This is a genomic window from Microbacterium galbinum (assembly GCF_023091225.1).
GTDB classification, from domain to species: Bacteria; Actinomycetota; Actinomycetes; order Actinomycetales; family Microbacteriaceae; genus Microbacterium; species Microbacterium galbinum.
Genome location: NZ_JAHWXM010000001.1, coordinates 615,809 through 631,478, shown reverse-complemented (window position 1 = coordinate 631,478; position 15,670 = coordinate 615,809). Strand labels below are relative to the sequence as shown.

General features: G+C 68.1%; 17 protein-coding genes. 10 read left to right on the top strand and 7 right to left on the bottom strand.

Annotation, left to right across the window (positions count from 1 at the left end; all coding sequences use genetic code 11):
* Nucleotides 1–2: 2 nt before the first annotated feature.
* Complete coding sequence (locus tag KZC52_RS03175; protein WP_247622613.1) at nucleotides 3–503, top strand: DUF2004 domain-containing protein; 501 nt, start codon at nucleotides 3–5, stop codon at nucleotides 501–503.
* 15 nt (nucleotides 504–518) lie between these two features.
* Here KZC52_RS03175 and lipA read toward each other — a convergent pair whose 3' ends face one another.
* Both lipA and lipB read right to left on the bottom strand, forming a co-directional pair.
* Nucleotides 519–1,508: a lipoyl synthase gene (gene lipA, locus KZC52_RS03170; protein WP_247622612.1), complete on the bottom strand. Its 990-nt coding sequence runs from the start codon at nucleotides 1,506–1,508 to the stop codon at nucleotides 519–521.
* Nucleotides 1,505–2,143: a lipoyl(octanoyl) transferase LipB gene (gene lipB / locus KZC52_RS03165; RefSeq protein ID WP_247622611.1), complete on the bottom strand. Its 639-nt coding sequence runs from the start codon at nucleotides 2,141–2,143 to the stop codon at nucleotides 1,505–1,507. Before lipB ends, lipA begins: the two co-directional genes overlap by 4 nt.
* Nucleotides 2,144–2,239: 96 nt before the next feature.
* On the opposite strand from lipB, the gene KZC52_RS03160 reads away from it, so the two are divergent.
* Complete coding sequence (locus KZC52_RS03160) at nucleotides 2,240–2,827, top strand: TetR/AcrR family transcriptional regulator (RefSeq protein ID WP_247622610.1); 588 nt, start codon at nucleotides 2,240–2,242, stop codon at nucleotides 2,825–2,827.
* 61 nt (nucleotides 2,828–2,888) lie between these two features.
* Nucleotides 2,889–4,445 (top strand): signal recognition particle protein, encoded by a 1,557-nt coding sequence (gene ffh / locus KZC52_RS03155; RefSeq protein ID WP_247622609.1) that lies wholly within the window; start codon nucleotides 2,889–2,891, stop codon nucleotides 4,443–4,445.
* Here the strand turns inward: ffh and KZC52_RS03150 are convergent.
* Nucleotides 4,342–5,307, bottom strand: coding sequence for an EamA family transporter (locus KZC52_RS03150; protein ID WP_247622608.1), 966 nt, complete (start codon nucleotides 5,305–5,307; stop codon nucleotides 4,342–4,344). The two genes, ffh and KZC52_RS03150, sit on opposite strands and share 104 nt — an antisense overlap.
* A 78-nt stretch (nucleotides 5,308–5,385) precedes the next feature.
* On the opposite strand from KZC52_RS03150, the gene KZC52_RS03145 reads away from it, so the two are divergent.
* A complete protein-coding gene (locus KZC52_RS03145; protein WP_247622607.1) occupies nucleotides 5,386–6,267 on the top strand; it encodes a LysR family transcriptional regulator in 882 nt (293 codons plus the stop codon).
* A gap of 60 nt (nucleotides 6,268–6,327) precedes the next feature.
* On the opposite strand, the gene glpK is transcribed toward KZC52_RS03145, so the two are convergent.
* The 3 genes from glpK to KZC52_RS03130 all read right to left on the bottom strand — a co-directional run bounded on the left by glpK (nucleotide 6,328) and on the right by KZC52_RS03130 (nucleotide 10,430).
* A complete protein-coding gene (glpK, locus tag KZC52_RS03140; RefSeq protein ID WP_247622606.1) occupies nucleotides 6,328–7,842 on the bottom strand; it encodes a glycerol kinase GlpK in 1,515 nt (504 codons plus the stop codon).
* Nucleotides 7,843–7,877: 35 nt separating this feature from the next.
* Nucleotides 7,878–8,633: an MIP/aquaporin family protein gene (locus tag KZC52_RS03135; protein ID WP_247622605.1), complete on the bottom strand. Its 756-nt coding sequence runs from the start codon at nucleotides 8,631–8,633 to the stop codon at nucleotides 7,878–7,880.
* Between the two features lie 87 nt (nucleotides 8,634–8,720).
* Nucleotides 8,721–10,430, bottom strand: coding sequence for a glycerol-3-phosphate dehydrogenase/oxidase (locus KZC52_RS03130; RefSeq protein WP_247622604.1), 1,710 nt, complete (start codon nucleotides 10,428–10,430; stop codon nucleotides 8,721–8,723).
* 174 nt (nucleotides 10,431–10,604) lie between these two features.
* Here KZC52_RS03130 and KZC52_RS03125 point away from each other — a divergent pair, with 174 nt between their 5' ends.
* Entirely contained in the window at nucleotides 10,605–11,504 is a 900-nt protein-coding gene (locus KZC52_RS03125; protein ID WP_247624697.1) for a sugar-binding transcriptional regulator, read from the top strand.
* Between the two features lie 3 nt (nucleotides 11,505–11,507).
* Here KZC52_RS03125 and KZC52_RS03120 read toward each other — a convergent pair whose 3' ends face one another.
* Nucleotides 11,508–12,659 carry a glutamate--cysteine ligase gene (locus KZC52_RS03120; RefSeq protein WP_247622603.1) on the bottom strand — a complete coding sequence of 384 codons (1,152 nt, stop codon included), beginning with the start codon at nucleotides 12,657–12,659 and terminating at the stop codon, nucleotides 11,508–11,510.
* A gap of 208 nt (nucleotides 12,660–12,867) precedes the next feature.
* Here KZC52_RS03120 and rpsP point away from each other — a divergent pair, with 208 nt between their 5' ends.
* The 5 genes from rpsP to KZC52_RS03095 are packed head-to-tail and all read left to right on the top strand — an operon-like array spanning nucleotide 12,868 to nucleotide 15,658.
* Nucleotides 12,868–13,305 (top strand): 30S ribosomal protein S16, encoded by a 438-nt coding sequence (gene rpsP, locus KZC52_RS03115; protein WP_247622602.1) that lies wholly within the window; start codon nucleotides 12,868–12,870, stop codon nucleotides 13,303–13,305.
* Nucleotides 13,306–13,311: 6 nt separating this feature from the next.
* Nucleotides 13,312–13,542 (top strand): RNA-binding protein, encoded by a 231-nt coding sequence (locus KZC52_RS03110; protein ID WP_247622601.1) that lies wholly within the window; start codon nucleotides 13,312–13,314, stop codon nucleotides 13,540–13,542.
* A complete protein-coding gene (gene rimM, locus KZC52_RS03105) occupies nucleotides 13,526–14,158 on the top strand; it encodes a ribosome maturation factor RimM (protein ID WP_247622600.1) in 633 nt (210 codons plus the stop codon). Before KZC52_RS03110 ends, rimM begins: the two co-directional genes overlap by 17 nt.
* Nucleotides 14,159–14,177: 19 nt before the next feature.
* The gene (trmD, locus tag KZC52_RS03100; protein ID WP_247622599.1) at nucleotides 14,178–14,873 is read left to right on the top strand and encodes a tRNA (guanosine(37)-N1)-methyltransferase TrmD; all 696 of its coding nucleotides are present in this window, start codon (nucleotides 14,178–14,180) and stop codon (nucleotides 14,871–14,873) included.
* Nucleotides 14,874–14,917: 44 nt separating this feature from the next.
* The gene (locus KZC52_RS03095; protein ID WP_247622598.1) at nucleotides 14,918–15,658 is read left to right on the top strand and encodes a class I SAM-dependent methyltransferase; all 741 of its coding nucleotides are present in this window, start codon (nucleotides 14,918–14,920) and stop codon (nucleotides 15,656–15,658) included.
* The last annotated feature ends 12 nt before the right edge of the window (nucleotides 15,659–15,670 follow it).

The following is a 15,670-nucleotide window of genomic DNA, read 5'->3' as shown; positions in this document are numbered from 1 at the left end:
GTATGGCGATCGAACACGACTACTTCGGGCTCCTGTCCTCAGGGCCGGACGGATCGATCTTCTGGTCGGAGACGGTCGAACTCGGCGACCAGAGCGTCACCGTCGACCTGACCGCGCCCGATCAGGACGATGTGTCGTCCGAGGCGCTCGACATCGCAGCCTCGTTGATCGCCGGGCTCGAGAACGTCGACGACACGGCACGTCGCGGGATGCTGTCGGAGGTCGACGATCGCACGAGCGAGGTGACCGAGTACATCCTGCAGCAGCAGGAGGCCTACGGTGACGACCTCCCCGATGTCCTCGTCGACATCTCGGGCGACGCCGCCGTCGACATCATCCGTTCTCTCCGGCTCATGAGCATGACGATCCTCGCCGACGAGCACGGCGGGTCCGAGCCGTTCGCGGTGCTGGAGTACGCGCTCGACGCCGCCACCACCGACGACGTGCTCCTGGTGAACCTCGGTTCCGACGGCAGCGTGCAGTCGGTGATGAGCGCCGACTGACGCGACGGTCTGTGCTCAGACCGCCTGGGCGAATCCCAGATCCGCGCTGTCGGCGATGTGGGCGAGGTGCGCGGGGATCTCCCGTCCCTTCGACACCATCGACTGCGCCCACAGGCGGCCCGCACGGTACGACGAACGCACGAGGGGCCCGGCCAGGACACCGAGGAACCCGATGCGCTCGGCCTCGTCCTTGAACTCGACGAACTCCGCCGGCTTCACCCAGCGCGCCACCGGGAGGTGACGCGGCGACGGGCGCAGGTACTGCGTGATGGTGATGATGTCGCACCCGGCGTCGTGCAGATCCTGGAGCGCCTGGACGACCTCCTCCGGTTCCTCACCCATGCCCAGGATGAGGTTCGACTTGGTGATGAGGCCGGCGTCTCGCGCCTGTGTGATCACGTCGAGCGAGCGCTCGTAGCGGAACGCCGGGCGGATGCGCTTGAAGATGCGCGGCACGGTCTCGACGTTGTGCGCGAAGACCTCGGGGCGCGCATCGAAGATCTGCCCCAGGAACGCCGGATCGGCGTTGTGCTCGTTGGCCAGCAGCTCGACGCCGGTGTTCGGATTGAGCTCGTGGATCTTGCGGACGGTCTCCGCGTTGAGCCAGGCTCCCGTGTCCGGCAGATCGTCACGCGCGACGCTGGTCACCGTCGCGTAGCGAAGGTTCATCCGCACCACGCTCTCGGCGACCCGACGCGGCTCGTCGGTGTCGTAGTCGGCGGGCTTGCCGGTGTCGATCTGGCAGAAGTCGCACCGGCGCGTGCATTGCGAGCCCCCGATGAGGAAGGTGGCCTCGCGGTCCTCCCAGCACTCGAAGATGTTGGGGCAACCGGCCTCCTGGCACACGGTGTGCAGGTCCTCGCTCTTCACGAGCGACTGCAGGGCCGTGTACTCCGGGCCCATCTTGGCCTTGGTGCGGATCCATTCGGGCTTGCGTTCGATCGGCGTCTCGGCGTTTCGTACTTCGAGGCGGAGGAGCTTGCGCCCCTCGGGGACGGCGGTCATGCGGTGACTCCTGAGTACTCGGTGGCGAAGGTGCGGATCACGGAGGAGAGGACGTCGGCGGGGGAGACGTCCGCCCCGACGATCTCGCTGATGGTGGTGACGCCGGCATCGGTGATGCCGCACGGGATGATGCCGCGGAAGCCTGCGAGGGAGTTGTCGCAGTTGAGCGCGAACCCGTGCATCGTCACGCCCTGCTGCACCCGCACGCCGATAGCGGCGACCTTGTCCTCGGACAGCGGGCGGCGCACCCAGACGCCGCTCCTGCCCTCGACCTGGTAGCCGTCCACGCCGAGCGGTCCGAGGACATCGATCAGCAGACGCTCTAGGCGGCGCACGTGGGCGACGACGTCGAGCGGCTCCTCGAGTCGGACGATGGGGTATCCGACGAGCTGCCCCGGTCCATGCCAGGTGATCTTCCCACCGCGGTCGACGTCGATCACGGGCGTCCCGTCCGCGGGGCGTTCGTGCGGCTCGGTGCGCTTGCCGGCGGTGTACACGGCCTCGTGCTCGAGCAGGATGAGCGTGTCGGGGCGGGTGCCGTCGACCACGTCCGTGTGGATCCGTCGTTGAAGATCCCATCCCTCGGCGTAAGGGACGAGGTCCGGAGCGAGTCCGGCCGTCACGATGTCCAGCATCCGATCTCCCGTCGAAGCGCATTGTTGTAACGCGTCCAACAATACGCCTCTCGATGCTCGCCGCGACGCATCGGCGCGGCGCGGTACCGTGAAGGCATGAAGACCACCGGTCGTGCCGGACGCCCGAAGGCGTCGTCTCGCGAGACGCTCGCCGAGGCCGCCTGCGAACTCTTCCTCGAGCAGGGGTACGAGTCGACCTCCATCGCCGAGATCACTCAGCGGGCAGGGGTGAGCCGGTCGAGCTTCTTCAACTACTTCGCGTCGAAGAGCGACGTGCTCTGGTCGGGGCTCGACGCTCGCATCGCTGAGGCATCCGATGCTCTCGACGCCCTCGATCGTGACGCGAGCGACGCGGACGTGCGCCTGATCCTGCTCGCAGCGGTGCGGGAGTTCGCCCCCGACCCCCTGGCCCTCGCACTGCGGAACGTCGCGGCGATGGGCCTCGAGGACGAGCTTCCGCGCGACGCGGGCGTGCGCCAGGCGCGGCTGGCCGCGGCGATCGCACAGGCCGCCCGCGCCTCGGGGATCGATGAGATCCGCGCCGATATCCTCGGTGCGGCTCACGCCGCCGCGGTGCTCTCGTCGCTCCGGGTCTGGGCGGAGCAGGGGGCGGGTCGTGCGGCACCCGAGAACGTGCTCCGCGATGCGCTCGACCTCATCGGCGACCTCCGCTGGTCCCGCTGATTCGAGAAGCCGGGCCGAGCCGACGATCCGCGTCGGTCGACTCGCGTAGAATCGGAGCACCATGGCTACGTTTGGCACGCTCTCCGATCGGCTCACCGAGACCTTCCGCAATCTGCGCACGAAGGGAAAACTCACCGCGAGCGATGTCGACGGCACCGTGCGCGAGATCCGCCGCGCACTCCTCGACGCCGACGTCGCACTCACGGTCGTCAAGGACTTCACGGCGAAGGTCCGCGAACGTGCGCTCGGAGACGAGGTCAACAAGGCGCTGAACCCCGCCCAGCAGGTCGTTCAGATCGTCAACGAGGAGCTGGTGCAGATCCTCGGCGGAGAGCAGCGTCGTCTGCAGTTCGCGAAGACCGCTCCGACCGTCATCATGCTCGCCGGCCTCCAGGGTTCGGGAAAGACGACGTTCGCCGGAAAGCTCGCCAAGCAGCTCGAGGGCGAGGGGCACACGCCTCTGCTCGTCGCCGCGGACCTTCAGCGCCCGAACGCCGTGAACCAGCTGCAGGTCGTCGCCGAGCAGGCCGGCGCCACCATCTACGCCCCCGAGCCCGGCAACGGCGTCGGCGACCCGGTCAAGGTCTCGCGGGACGGTGTCGAGCACGCGCGCCGCCAGCAGCACGACGTCGTGATCATCGACACCGCCGGACGACTCGGCGTCGACGCCGAGCTCATGAAGCAGGCGGCCGATATCCGCGCGGCGGTCCAGCCCGATGAGGTCCTGTTCGTGATCGACGCGATGATCGGTCAGGATGCCGTCAACACGGCGAAGGCGTTCCAGGAGGGCGTCGATTTCACCGGTGTCGTGCTCTCGAAGCTCGACGGCGACGCGCGCGGTGGAGCCGCGCTCTCGGTCGCGTCGATCACCGGTCGCCCGATCATCTTCGCCTCCACGGGTGAGCGTCTCGAAGATCTCGAGCCCTTCTACCCGGATCGCATGGCGAGCCGCATCCTCGACCTCGGTGACATCCTCACTCTGATCGAGCAGGCGCAGCAGGCGTTCGACGAAGAAGAGGCGATGAAGGTCGCCGAGAAGCTCGCGACCGAGCAGTTCACCCTCGAAGACTTCCTCGAGCAGCTTCAGCAGATGAAGAAGATGGGCTCGATGAAGAAGATGCTGGGGATGCTCCCCGGCATGGGCCAGATGAAGCAGCAGCTCGACGACTTCGACGAGCGCGAGATCGACCGCACCGAAGCGATCATCCGGTCGATGACGCCGGGCGAGCGCCGCAATCCCAAGGTTCTCAACGGCTCGCGCCGCCTGCGCATCGCTCGGGGTTCGGGCATGACGGTCACCGACGTGAACCAGCTCGTCGCCCGCTTCGAACAGGCCGCGAAGATGATGAAGACCGTCGCCCGCGGCGGCACCCCGAACATCCCCGGCATGGGCCCGGTCCCCGGAATGGGACGCCCCGGCGCATCGTCCAAGCGCGGGAAGAAGGGCAAGTCGTCGAGCGGATCGCGCTCGGGCAACCCGGCCAAGCGTGCGGCCGAGAACTCCGGAGCCGTCGCTACCGCGCAGCCGACCGGTTCGGGATTCGGTCTGGGCGGCGGCGCGAAGGCGCCGACCGAGGCCGATCTCGCCGAGATCCAGAAGCTGTTCGGCAAGAGCTGACGGCCCGCCCGGGCATCGCCGCGAACTGCCCGCCGACCAATGCGGCGAGGACGACGGCGATCCCGACACCCTGAATGACGGTGAACGACTCGCCGGCGACGACGACGCCGAGGAGCGTCGCCACCACCGGGGAGAGCAACGCGAGCAGTCCGGGCGCGATCACAGGCAGTTTCTGGATGCCGCCGAACCACAGGGTGTAGGCGAAGATGCCGCCCGCCGTCGCGAGCCACGTGTAGCCGAGTGCGGCCGTCGCGTCGATCGCCGGGGGCGTCCCCTCGATCAGGAGCGTGAGGGGCAGGAGAACGAGACCTCCGGCGCCGAGCTGCCACCCCGCGTAAGTGATGGGACCGACCCCCTTCGGCCGTCCCCAGCGCTTCGTCAGGACCATTCCGGCGCCGGTCGCCGTCACGCCGCCGAGCGCCGCGAGGACTCCCCACGCGTCGAGCCCCGCCGACGGCCCGAGGACGATGAGTGCGACGCCCATCGTGCCTCCCAGTGCCGCGGCCGCGGAGAACGGACGGATGCGCTCGTGCAGCACGAGCGCACCCAGCGCGAGCACGATCAGCGGTTGAGCGCCGGCGACCGCGGCAGCCACCCCTCCCGGAAGACGCTCGGCGGCGAGGAAGAGCAGGGGGAAGAACGCCCCGATGTTGAGCGCGCCGAGCACCACCGCCTTTCCCCACCAGGCGCCGCGGGGGAGTCTGCGCGAGAGCAGGATCGCGAGGACCCCGGCGGGGAGGGAGCGCAGGAGTCCGGCGAAGAGCGGATGCCCCGGCGGCAGCATCTCCGTCGTGACGAGGTAGGTCGTTCCCCAGGCCATCGGTGCGAGGGCGGTGAGGAGCAGGATGCGCAGACGGTTCATGTTCTCAGCATGGACACGCAGCCAACATGAATCCAACGCATTCTGAGCATGTTGTTCATGACGTGAGATCATGTTCAGATGGAGCTTCAGCAGATGCGCTACGTCGTCGAGGTGGCCGCGACGCGGAGCTTCACCCGAGCCGCCGAGCGTTGCTTCGTCACGCAGTCCGCGCTGAGCCACCAGATCGCCGCCCTCGAGCGGGAGCTGGGTCAGCGACTGTTCATCCGGTCGAGCCGCGGTGTCCGGATGACCGAAGCGGGGGAGGCCTTCCTCCCACCGGCGCGCAGCGCGCTCGCTTCTGCGCAGCAGGCCATCGATGCGGTGGCCGCCGAGCCCGATCAGCTGGACGGCACCGTTCGGATCGGAATCATCCCGACGGTCGTCGCCGTCCGCGTTCCGCGCCTCCTCGCGTCGTTCCGAGCCGCACACCCCGCCGTACGGGTCGAACTGGAGATGGGCAACAGCGATGAGCTCGTCGCGAAGATCCGGCGCGGCGATCTGGATGTCGCGCTTCTCGGGCTGAAACCGGGCGCCGAGCCCCGCGGTGTCGGATACCGGGAGATCGCCGTCGATCATCACGTCGCGGTGCTCCCGCGTGCCCACCGACTCGCGGCGCGCACCCGACTGAGACTCGGCGATCTCGCCGAGGACGTCTTCGTGGACTTCCCGGCCGGGACGTCGGGGCGAGCCCAGAGCGACGCCGCCTTCCGGGCGGCGGGCGTCGATCGCGACGTCGCATTCGAAGTCGACACGGCCGGAGTCATGCTCGGCCTGGTCGCCGAGGGACTCGCGGTCGCGCTCCTCACTCCGGGGGCGGTTCCCGCGGGTATGGCCGGGGTGAGCACGGTGCCGGTCGTCGACGGCCCGAGGCGAGCGGAGTACGTCGCCTGGGATCTCGACTCGCCTCGGCGTGTCGCTCGTGCGTTGCTGACGGTGCTCGATGGGGAGGCATCCGTCTGACAACGGCGAAGGGGCGGGCCCGGAGTTCCCTCCGGACCCGCCCCTCGCGGTGATCGGTCGTTACTTGACGTCCTCGTCGACCCAGTCCATCGACTTGGTGACGGCCTTGCGCCACAGGCGCAGCTGGCGGTCGCGCTCGTCGCTCTCCATGGAGGGCTCCCAGCGACGGTCTTCCTGCCAGTTTGCGGAGAGCTCGTCGAGGCCGCTCCAGAACCCGACGGCGAGGCCGGCGGCATAGGCGGCGCCGAGGGCGGTCGTCTCCGCGACGACCGGTCGCACCACCGGCACACCCAGGACATCGGCCTGGAACTGCATCAGAGCGTCATTGGCGACCATGCCGCCGTCGACCTTGAGCTCCGTGAGGTCGACGCCCGCGTCCGCGTTGACCGCGTCGAGCACGTCGCGGGTCTGGAAGGCCACGGCCTCCAGTGCGGCGCGCGCGATGTGGTTCTTGTTCGCGTAGCGGGTGAGGCCCACGATCGCGCCACGCGCATCCGGTCGCCAGTACGGTGCGAACAGGCCCGAGAACGCCGGGACGATGTACACGCCGCCGTTGTCCTCGACCTTGTCGGCCAGTTCCTCGACCTCGGGGGCCGAGGAGATGATGCCGAGCTGGTCGCGCAGCCACTGGATCAGCGATCCGGTGACGGCGATCGAACCCTCGAGCGCGTAGTGCGTCGGAGCGTCGCCGAGCTTGTAGCCGACGGTGGTGAGCAGACCGTTCTTCGAGTGGACGATCTCCTCGCCGGTGTTGAAGATGAGGAAGCAGCCGGTTCCGTAGGTGTTCTTGCTCTCACCTGTCTGGAAGGCGGCCTGTCCGAACGTCGCGGCCTGCTGGTCGCCGAGGATGCCGGCGATCGGCGTCTCGCGAAGCAGCGAGGAGTCCTCCGCCGCACCGTAGACCTCGGAGGAGGAGCGGATCTCCGGCATCATCGAGCGCGGCACGCCGAACGCCTCGAGGATGTCGTCGCGCCACTCGAGCGTCTCGAGGTCCATGAACATCGTGCGCGAGGCGTTCGTGACATCGGTCACGTGCACGCCGCCGTCGACGCCGCCGGTGAGGTTCCACAGCACCCAGCTGTCGGTGGTGCCGAAGATGAGGTCCCCGGCTTCCGCCTTCGCGCGCGCACCCTCGACGTTCTCGAGGATCCACGCGATCTTCGTCCCCGAGAAGTACGTCGCCAGCGGGAGTCCGACGATCGGCTTGAAGCGCTCGACTCCGCCGTCGGCCGCGAGGCGGTCGACGATGTCCTGCGTGCGGGTGTCCTGCCAGACGATCGCGTTGTAGGCGGGCTTGCCGGTCGTCTTGTCCCAGACGACGGCCGTCTCGCGCTGGTTGGTGATGCCCACCGCTGCGATGTCGTGACGGGTGAGGTCGGCGCGGCTCAGTGCGAGGCCGATGACCTCCTGCACGTTGCGCCAGATCTCGGAGGCGTCGTGCTCCACCCAGCCGGCCTTCGGCAGGATCTGCTCGTGCTCCTTCTGGCCCGTCGCGATGATGCTGCCCTTCTTGTCGAAGATGATCGCGCGGCTGGAGGTGGTTCCCTGATCGATGGCGAGGATGTAGTCAGCCATGGTGTGTTCTCCTTTGAAGTGGGATTCGGGTGGCGTCAGGCTGCGAGGCCGAGCAGGGCAGGGGCGGCGAAGGCCGCGATCGCACCACCGATGAGCGGTCCGACGACCGGCACCCACGAGTAGCTCCAGTCGCTCGAGCCCTTGCCCTTGATCGGGAGGATCGCGTGGGCGATACGGGGGCCGAGGTCACGGGCCGGGTTGATCGCGTAGCCGGTCGGTCCACCGAGCGAGGCGCCGATGGCGACCACGAGCAGCGCGACGGGCAGCGCGGTGAGCGGTCCGAGGCCTCCGGGCACGCCGACCTCGATGTCGCCGTAGTCGGCGAATCCGAAGATCACGAACACGAGGACGAACGTACCGATGATCTCCGTGACGAGGTTCCAGCCGTAGGACCGGATCGCGGGGCCGGTCGAGAAGACACCGAGCTTGTTGGCGGCCTCCGGCTCCTCATCGAAGTGCTGCTTGTAGGCGAGCCAGACGACGATCGCACCGAGGATCGCACCGAGCAGTTCTGCTGCGGTGGCGACGAGGAACATCGTGAAGGTGATCTTGCCGGCGATCGCCAGGCCGATACCCACGGCCGGGTTGAGGATCGCACCCGAGTACGCCGAGACGATGACACCCGCGAACACCGCGAGGCCCCATCCCCAGTTGACCATCAGGAAGCCGCCGCCGAAGCCCTTGTTCTTCGCGAGGGCGACGTTGGCGACGACACCGCATCCGAGAAGGACCAGCATCGCCGTGCCGACGAACTCCGACAGGAAATAGAGACCGAGATTGACATCAGGCATGTCTTCTTTGACCTTTCTTACGTGTCACGTCATCCCTGCCGTGACACTTCTTGGGTTACGCCGCGGGGAGGCGGCGGTTCCGTCTCGTCAGCCGCGGGTGCGGGACGAGATGTCGAGGCCGTGCCGCTCGTTCAGCAGCTGGCGCGTCTGTTCGAGTTCAGCATCGTGCCTCGAACGGTCCCAGTCCAGTAGGGGAGCGAGCGCGTCGGCGATCTCATCGAGGACCTCGGCATCGGCATGACCGGTGAACGCGATGCTCGTGCGACGCAGGATGACGTCCTGCAGGCGCGCGACGAGCTCGTTCTGCACCATCCACTCGAGCTCCCGGGTCGAGAGGTCGCCGCCGGCGAGCGGGGCGTCCGCTCCCTGCTCGACGTACTCCCAGACCTGGGCGGCGCGGGTGCCGTAGCGGGCGAGGAGTTTCTCGGCGCGGTCTCCGGCGCCCGCGAGGTTCTCCTGGATCCAGATGCGCTTCGCCTTCTCGGTGCGCGGGAAGTCGCGGCCGCCGCCGATGGCGCGGCCGGCGGTCGAGACCGTGCGGGTGCGGTTCAGCAGGCCGAGCACGACGTCGGAGAGCGACTCGCCGAGCGCACGGAAGGTCGTCCACTTGCCGCCGACCAGGCTCACGAGCGGGACGGCGCCCGTCTCGTCGACCTCGATGCGGTAGTCGCGCGAGACGAAACCGGGTGCGGTGTCCTCGTGACGGGGGAGCGGACGGATGCCGGAGAACCGGTACACGATCTGCTCACGGTCGACCGCGATCTGCGGGAAGACGTGGTGGATCAGGTCGAAGAAGTAGTCGACCTCCTCCTCGGTGCAGACGGCGACCTCGCGGGGATCCGCGTCGATGTCGGTCGTTCCGACGAGCACCTTGCCCTTGAGCGGGTAGATCAGCACGATACGACCGTCGGAGTGCTCGAAGAAGATCTCGCGTCCACGCGTGGCGGCGAGCAGCTCCGGGTGGTCGAGCACGATGTGCGACCCCTTGGTGCCGCCCATGAATCGCGTGTCGGTGCCGAGGGCGTCGTTCGTCAGGTCGGTCCAGGGGCCGGAGGTGTTGACGACCACGTCGGCCTTCACCGGGAACTCCGTGCCGCTCTCGCGGTCACGGAGGACGATATTCTCGCCGTCGCGGGCGATCGCCTCGACGTAGTTGAGCGCGTGCGCGCCCGGGTGCGCGGAACGGCCGTCCTGCAGGACGTCGAGGGCCAAGCGCTCCGGGTCGTGCATGGACGCGTCGTAGTACGTGGCGGTGTACTTGATGTTCGGGTCGAGCGCGGGCAGTTCGGCCAGCGAACGCTTGCGGCCGAGGAAGCGGTGGCGCGGCACGCTACCGCCGTCACGGGAGAACGTGTCGTAGATCGTCAGACCGATCTTGATGAGGAACGCACCGCGCTCCTGCGGCTTGCCGCTCTTGTGCGTGAGAAAGCGCAGGGGCGCCGAGAGGATGCCCGAGAACGTCGAGTAGATCGGGATCGTCGTCTGCAGCGGCTTCACGTAGTGCGGAGCGATGCGCAGGAGGCCGTTGCGCTCCTCGACCGACTCGCGAACGAGACGGAACTCGCCGTTCTCGAGATAGCGGATGCCGCCGTGGATCATGTGGCTGGACGCCGACGATGCCCCGGAGGCGAAATCGCCGCGTTCGACGAGGACGACGTCGACGCCCTGGAGGGCGAGGTCACGGAATGTCGATATTCCGTTGATGCCGCCGCCGATGAGCAGCACCGTCGTACGTCCGGATTCGCGGAGCGCGCGTACGTCGTCGCGCTCGGCCGATGAGTGTGTCGATTCGATCATTCTCGAGCTCGCTTCCTTGCTTGCCCACCAGCATCGACCTCTCGTCCGCTGCGCGCAAGCCCAGTGCACATATGTGCAAGGATCGAGGGCAAGGAGGCGGTCTTGGCTGATCACAGTGCACATCCGCGTGACGGGAAGCTGGTCGCCGCGCTCACCGCGGCCCAGCTCTACTACATGCAGGACAAGACGATGGAGGTCATCGCGCGCGAGCTCGGCACCTCCCGCTCATCGGTATCTCGTCTTCTGAGCTACGCCCGGGAGAGCGGTTTGGTCGACATCCGCATCAATTCGCCTCTCGAGCGGCTCGGCATGCTCGAGCAGCGGATCCGCGATCGCCATCGCATCGTGGCGCACGTCGTTCCCATGCCCGAGATCGTCAGCGAGGTCGAGCGCCTGGAACGGGTGGCGTTGACCGCGGGACGACTGCTGTCACAGTTCGTCGACTCGAACATGATCATCGGCGTGGCGTGGGGGTCGACCATCAGTGCGGTCAGTCGCGGCCTCACGCAGAAGGAGACGCACAACACGACATTCGTGCAGTTGAACGGTGCGGGCAACACCCAGACCAGCGGTGTCGAGTACTCGAGCGACATCCTCCAGCGCTTCGGCAGCGCGTTCGGTGCGCAGGTGCAGCAGTTCCCGGTGCCGGCGTTCTTCGACGACCCGGCGACGCGCGAGGCGATGTGGCGGGAGCGGAGCACACGGCGTGTGCTCGACCTGCAGTCGAAAATGGACATCGCGGTCTTCAGTCTCGGATCGCCCGCGGCCGAGGTGCCGAGCCGGGTGTACGTCGGCGGATACCTCGGGCGCGACGACTATCGGAGCCTGCGCGAGGACCATGCGATCGGAGACGTCGCGACCGTCTTCTTCCGCGCCGACGGCTCCTGGAAGGACATCCGTCTCAATGCGCGGGCGACCGGCCCGACACTCGATCGCCTGCGACGCGTACCCCGACGGGTCTGCGTCGTGTCCGGCATCCCCAAGCTCGCCAGCCTCCGTGCGGCGATCGCCGCGGATCTGATCACCGATGTGGTCCTCGACGAGGGACTCGCGCGCCGCCTGGCGGAGGACTGACGGTCAGGTTTCGTGGGTCGAGGCCTCCGGGCCGGAGCGGAACTCGCGGATGAGGTGCTGCACGACCTCTCCGAGGTCGCCCTCGGCGGCGTCCGCCACGGCCACCTGCCGCGCATAACTGGCTCCGTCGCGCAGGATCGTGCCGACGCTGCCGAACTCCCGTTCGCACCCGAGCGCTCGTGCTACGGGCGCGAGTTCGTCGAGGGTCTCGGCGAGGTGATCCCGCACGTCGCGCTGCGCGCCGGAGTCGTCGACGATCACCCGCGCGTCGAGTCCGTAGCGGGCCGCGCGCCATTTGTTCTCGCGGTGGAACCAGGAGGGCAGGGCGGACAGCGGGCGTCCCTCGTCGAGTTCTCGCGAGAAGTGCTCGACGAGGACCTGCACGAGCGAGGCGACCGCGGCGAGTTCGGGGAGCGTCGACATCCCGTCGCAGGCGCGCACCTCGATCGTTCCCCAGCGGGGTGCGGGGCGGATGTCCCAGCGGACCTCGGAGGCATCCTTCATCACGCCGGTGCGCACCATGTCGTCCATGTACGACTCGAACTGCGCCCAATCGTGTAGAGGCCAGGGGAGCCCGGCGGTCGGCAGCTGCTGGAACACCAGCGCGCGATTGGAGGCGTACCCGGTGCGCTCCCCGGCCCAGAACGGACTCGATGCCGCGAGTGCCTGCAGGTGAGGGAGGTACGCGGTGAGCGCGTTGATGATCGGGAACACCTTGCGATGGTCATCGACGCCGACGTGCACGTGAATGCCCCAGATCATCATGTTGCGGCCCCACCACTGCGTGCGCTCGATCAGCGTGTGGTACCTCGTCTTATCGGTGACCTGCTGGTCGTACCACTGCGCGAACGGGTGGCTGCCCGCCGACAGCAACTCGATCCCGATCGGGTCGGTGGCCCCGCGCACCGCGGAGATCGCCCGGGCGATGTCGTCGACGGCGTGGGCGACGGACTCGCCGACGCCGCTCGTGACCTCGATCGTGTTGGTGAGGAGCTCACCGGTGACGGTGTGGCGCTCGCTCGCGCTCTGTTCCTCGAGAACGGCGAGGAGTTCGGGCGCTCGTCCGGCCAGATCACCGGACGCCGGATCGGCGAGCATGATCTCCCACTCCAGGCCGACGGTGGAGCGGGCTGAGGGGGCGAACTCGAGCGTCACGTGCACATTCTGGCACGCGGCCGACGCGACACGGCAAAGCCGGAGTCCTCACGTTTCGCGCCCGGGCTCGGCATCTGGCAGAATAGAAGGTCGGACGGCATGCTCGACCCTCTATCCAGCTTCCGTCCTCCTCTTTGAGCTTCCGCCGGATGTGCACCCCACTCTCCAGGCGACCAGTTCGTTTCCTTCCACACAATTCAGGAGAATCGTGGCTGTCAAGATTCGTCTCAAGCGCCTGGGCAAGATCCGTGCGCCGTACTACCGCATCGTCGTCGCCGACTCGCGCACCAAGCGCGATGGTCGCGTGATCGAGGAGATCGGCAAGTACCACCCCACCGAGGAGCCCTCGTTCATCGAGGTCGACTCCGAGCGTGCGCAGTACTGGCTCTCCGTCGGCGCGCAGCCGACCGAGCAGGTCGCCGCGATCCTCAAGATCACGGGCGACTGGGGCAAGTTCAAGGGCGACGCCGACGCGAAGTCGACCCTCAAGGTCGCCGAGCCGAAGGCCGCCTTCGAGGTCGATTCCTCGAAGAAGTCCGTCGTCAAGCCCAAGGCGGAGAAGAAGGTGGAGGCTCCCGCTGAGGAGGCTCCCGCCGCCGACGCCGACGCGGAGGCCGCCGAGGCTCCCGCCGCCGACGCAGAGTAATCCGTCGTGCTCGCCGCCGCGCTCGAACACATCGTCAAGGGGATCGTCGATCACCCGGAGGATGTGCGCATCACCGCATCCACGTCGCCGCGAGGCGATCTCCTCGAGGTGCGCGTGCACCCCGATGATCGTGGACGCGTGATCGGGCGCGGCGGCCGCACCGCCAAGGCACTCCGCACGCTCGTCGCCGCCCTGGCCGACGGCCGTCGCGTGCGCGTCGATGTCGCGGACGACTGACGTGGTGCCGCAGGACACCCCACAGGGCAAGAACCAGCTCCGGGTGGGGCGCCTCGTGAAGGCCCATGGCCTCAAGGGCGGGCTCAAGCTCGAGCTGTACACCGACAACCCGGAGCGTCGCTTCGTCACGGGAGCCGAGTTCACGTTGCAGGTGCCCGAGGCATCTCCGTGGCACGGCAAGACGATCACCGTGCGCGAGTACCGGGTGATGAACGGCAACCCGGTCGCCTTCTTCGACGACGTCGACGACCGCACCGCCGCCGAAGGCCTCGTGCGGGCCATCCTCTGGATCGACCAGGACGTCGACGAGACCGAGGACGACGCGTGGTTCGACCACCAGCTCGTGGGCCTCGATGTCGTCCGTGACGGCAACGTGGTCGGACGCGTCCAGCGCATCGAGCACTTCCCGGCGCAGGATCTCCTCATCGTCAAGTCCGGTGAGAAGGAGATCATGGTGCCGTTCGTCTCGGCGATCGTTCCGACCGTCGACGTCGCTGCCGGTCGAGTGATCGTCACCCCGCCGCCCGGGCTCTTCGAGGAACTTCCGGATGCCGACGACGACTCGGCGGCGGCCGAGGAACCGCTCGCAGCCGAGGATTCCCCAGCGGCCGAGTAGCCGCTGAGAGGTCACTCCCGTGCGCATCGACGTCCTCTCCATCTTTCCGTCGTACTTCGACGGTCTCACGCTCTCCCTGCTCGGCAAGGCGCGCGATGCGGGCATCCTCGACCTGAACGTCCACGACCTCCGAGACTGGACGTCGGATCGTCACCGCACCGTCGACGACACCCCGTACGGCGGGGGTGCCGGAATGGTGATGAAGCCAGAGCCCTGGGGGCTCGCGCTCGACGAGGTCGCCGCGGCCACCGAACGTCCGACGATCATCTTCCCTTCGCCGGCCGGTGAGGTCTTCACGCAGGCCACCGCGCGCGATCTCGCGACGCGCGAGCACCTCGTCTTCGGCTGCGGCCGGTACGAGGGCATCGACGAGCGGGTCTTCGAGTACGCCGCGGCGCTCGGTGAAGTCCGCCTGATCAGTCTCGGCGACTACGTGCTCAACGGCGGCGAGGTGGCGACGATGGCGATGATCGAGGCCATCGGACGCCTGGTGCCGGGAGTCGTCGGCAATCCCGAGAGCCTGGTCGAGGAATCGCACGAGGACGGCCTGCTGGAGTACCCCTCGTACACGAAGCCGGCGGTCTGGCGGGAGCGCGCCGTTCCGGAGGTGCTCCTCAGCGGGAACCATGCGCGCATCGCGCAGTGGCGCCGTGATCAGCAGTTCGAGCGCACGCGAGCGCGTCGACCGGACCTGCTCGCCGACGACGCCGACTGACGGGGGCGGATAGACCTCCTCCTTCTCGGTGATAGCGTCCGAGGATGATCGATCGCGCGCTCGCGGATTCCTTCCAAACCATCGGAGCGGACTACGACCGCTACCGACCGGGCTTCCCGGATGCCGCCGCCGACCTGATCCTGCCGGTGCGGGTCGGGGCGGTGCTGGACCTCGGTGCCGGAACCGGCAAGTTCACCGAGCTTCTGATCGGTCGCGCGACCTCCGTCCAGGCAGTCGAGCCGTCCGAACCGATGCTCGACGTGCTGCGGGCGAAGCTGGTCGATGTGACGGCGCATCTCGGCACGGCCGAGAGCATCCCCCTCTCCGACGCCTCCGTCGACGCGGTCACGGTGGCGCAGGCGTTCCACTGGTTCGAGCGCGAGGCGGCGTGTGCCGAGATCGTTCGCATTCTGGCGCCCGGTGGTGTCCTCGGGCTGGTCTGGAACCACTCCGATCCCGCCTGCACCTGGGACCGTGCTGCTCACCGCATCGCTCATCCGGCAGTGGGCGCCGACGATCAGACGACCGGGAGTGCCGTCGAGGATCTTCCCGGCTTCGAGTTCGACTCGCGTGCGGTGATCGCGTGGTCCGAGAACATCTCACGTGATGACTACCTGCGTCGGTGGGGCACGATCAGCAGTGTCCTCGTCGCCGACCGCCGATCGAAGACCGAGATGCTCGCGGCGATCGAAACGGTCCTCGACGACGCCCCCGAGACGAGTGGGCGGGCGGAGCTGGTTCTCCCGCAGCTCACCGAGGTGTACAGGTACCGCCGGACGGCGTGACCGCGAGGACGC

Excerpts from the sequence above, each read along its gene's own strand:
- KZC52_RS03175 (WP_247622613.1), top strand. The coding sequence starts at position 3 with ATGGCGATCGAACACGACTACTTCGGGCTCCTGTCCTCAGGGCCGGAC.
- lipA (WP_247622612.1), bottom strand. The coding sequence starts at position 1,508 with ATGACCGCCGTCCCCGAGGGGCGCAAGCTCCTCCGCCTCGAAGTACGA.
- lipB (WP_247622611.1), bottom strand. The coding sequence starts at position 2,143 with ATGCTGGACATCGTGACGGCCGGACTCGCTCCGGACCTCGTCCCTTAC.
- KZC52_RS03160 (WP_247622610.1), top strand. The coding sequence starts at position 2,240 with ATGAAGACCACCGGTCGTGCCGGACGCCCGAAGGCGTCGTCTCGCGAG.
- ffh (WP_247622609.1), top strand. The coding sequence starts at position 2,889 with ATGGCTACGTTTGGCACGCTCTCCGATCGGCTCACCGAGACCTTCCGC.
- KZC52_RS03150 (WP_247622608.1), bottom strand. The coding sequence starts at position 5,307 with ATGAACCGTCTGCGCATCCTGCTCCTCACCGCCCTCGCACCGATGGCC.
- KZC52_RS03145 (WP_247622607.1), top strand. The coding sequence starts at position 5,386 with ATGGAGCTTCAGCAGATGCGCTACGTCGTCGAGGTGGCCGCGACGCGG.
- glpK (WP_247622606.1), bottom strand. The coding sequence starts at position 7,842 with ATGGCTGACTACATCCTCGCCATCGATCAGGGAACCACCTCCAGCCGC.
- KZC52_RS03135 (WP_247622605.1), bottom strand. The coding sequence starts at position 8,633 with ATGCCTGATGTCAATCTCGGTCTCTATTTCCTGTCGGAGTTCGTCGGC.
- KZC52_RS03130 (WP_247622604.1), bottom strand. The coding sequence starts at position 10,430 with ATGATCGAATCGACACACTCATCGGCCGAGCGCGACGACGTACGCGCG.
- KZC52_RS03125 (WP_247624697.1), top strand. The coding sequence starts at position 10,605 with ATGCAGGACAAGACGATGGAGGTCATCGCGCGCGAGCTCGGCACCTCC.
- rimM (WP_247622600.1), top strand. The coding sequence starts at position 13,526 with ATGTCGCGGACGACTGACGTGGTGCCGCAGGACACCCCACAGGGCAAG.
- KZC52_RS03095 (WP_247622598.1), top strand. The coding sequence starts at position 14,918 with ATGATCGATCGCGCGCTCGCGGATTCCTTCCAAACCATCGGAGCGGAC.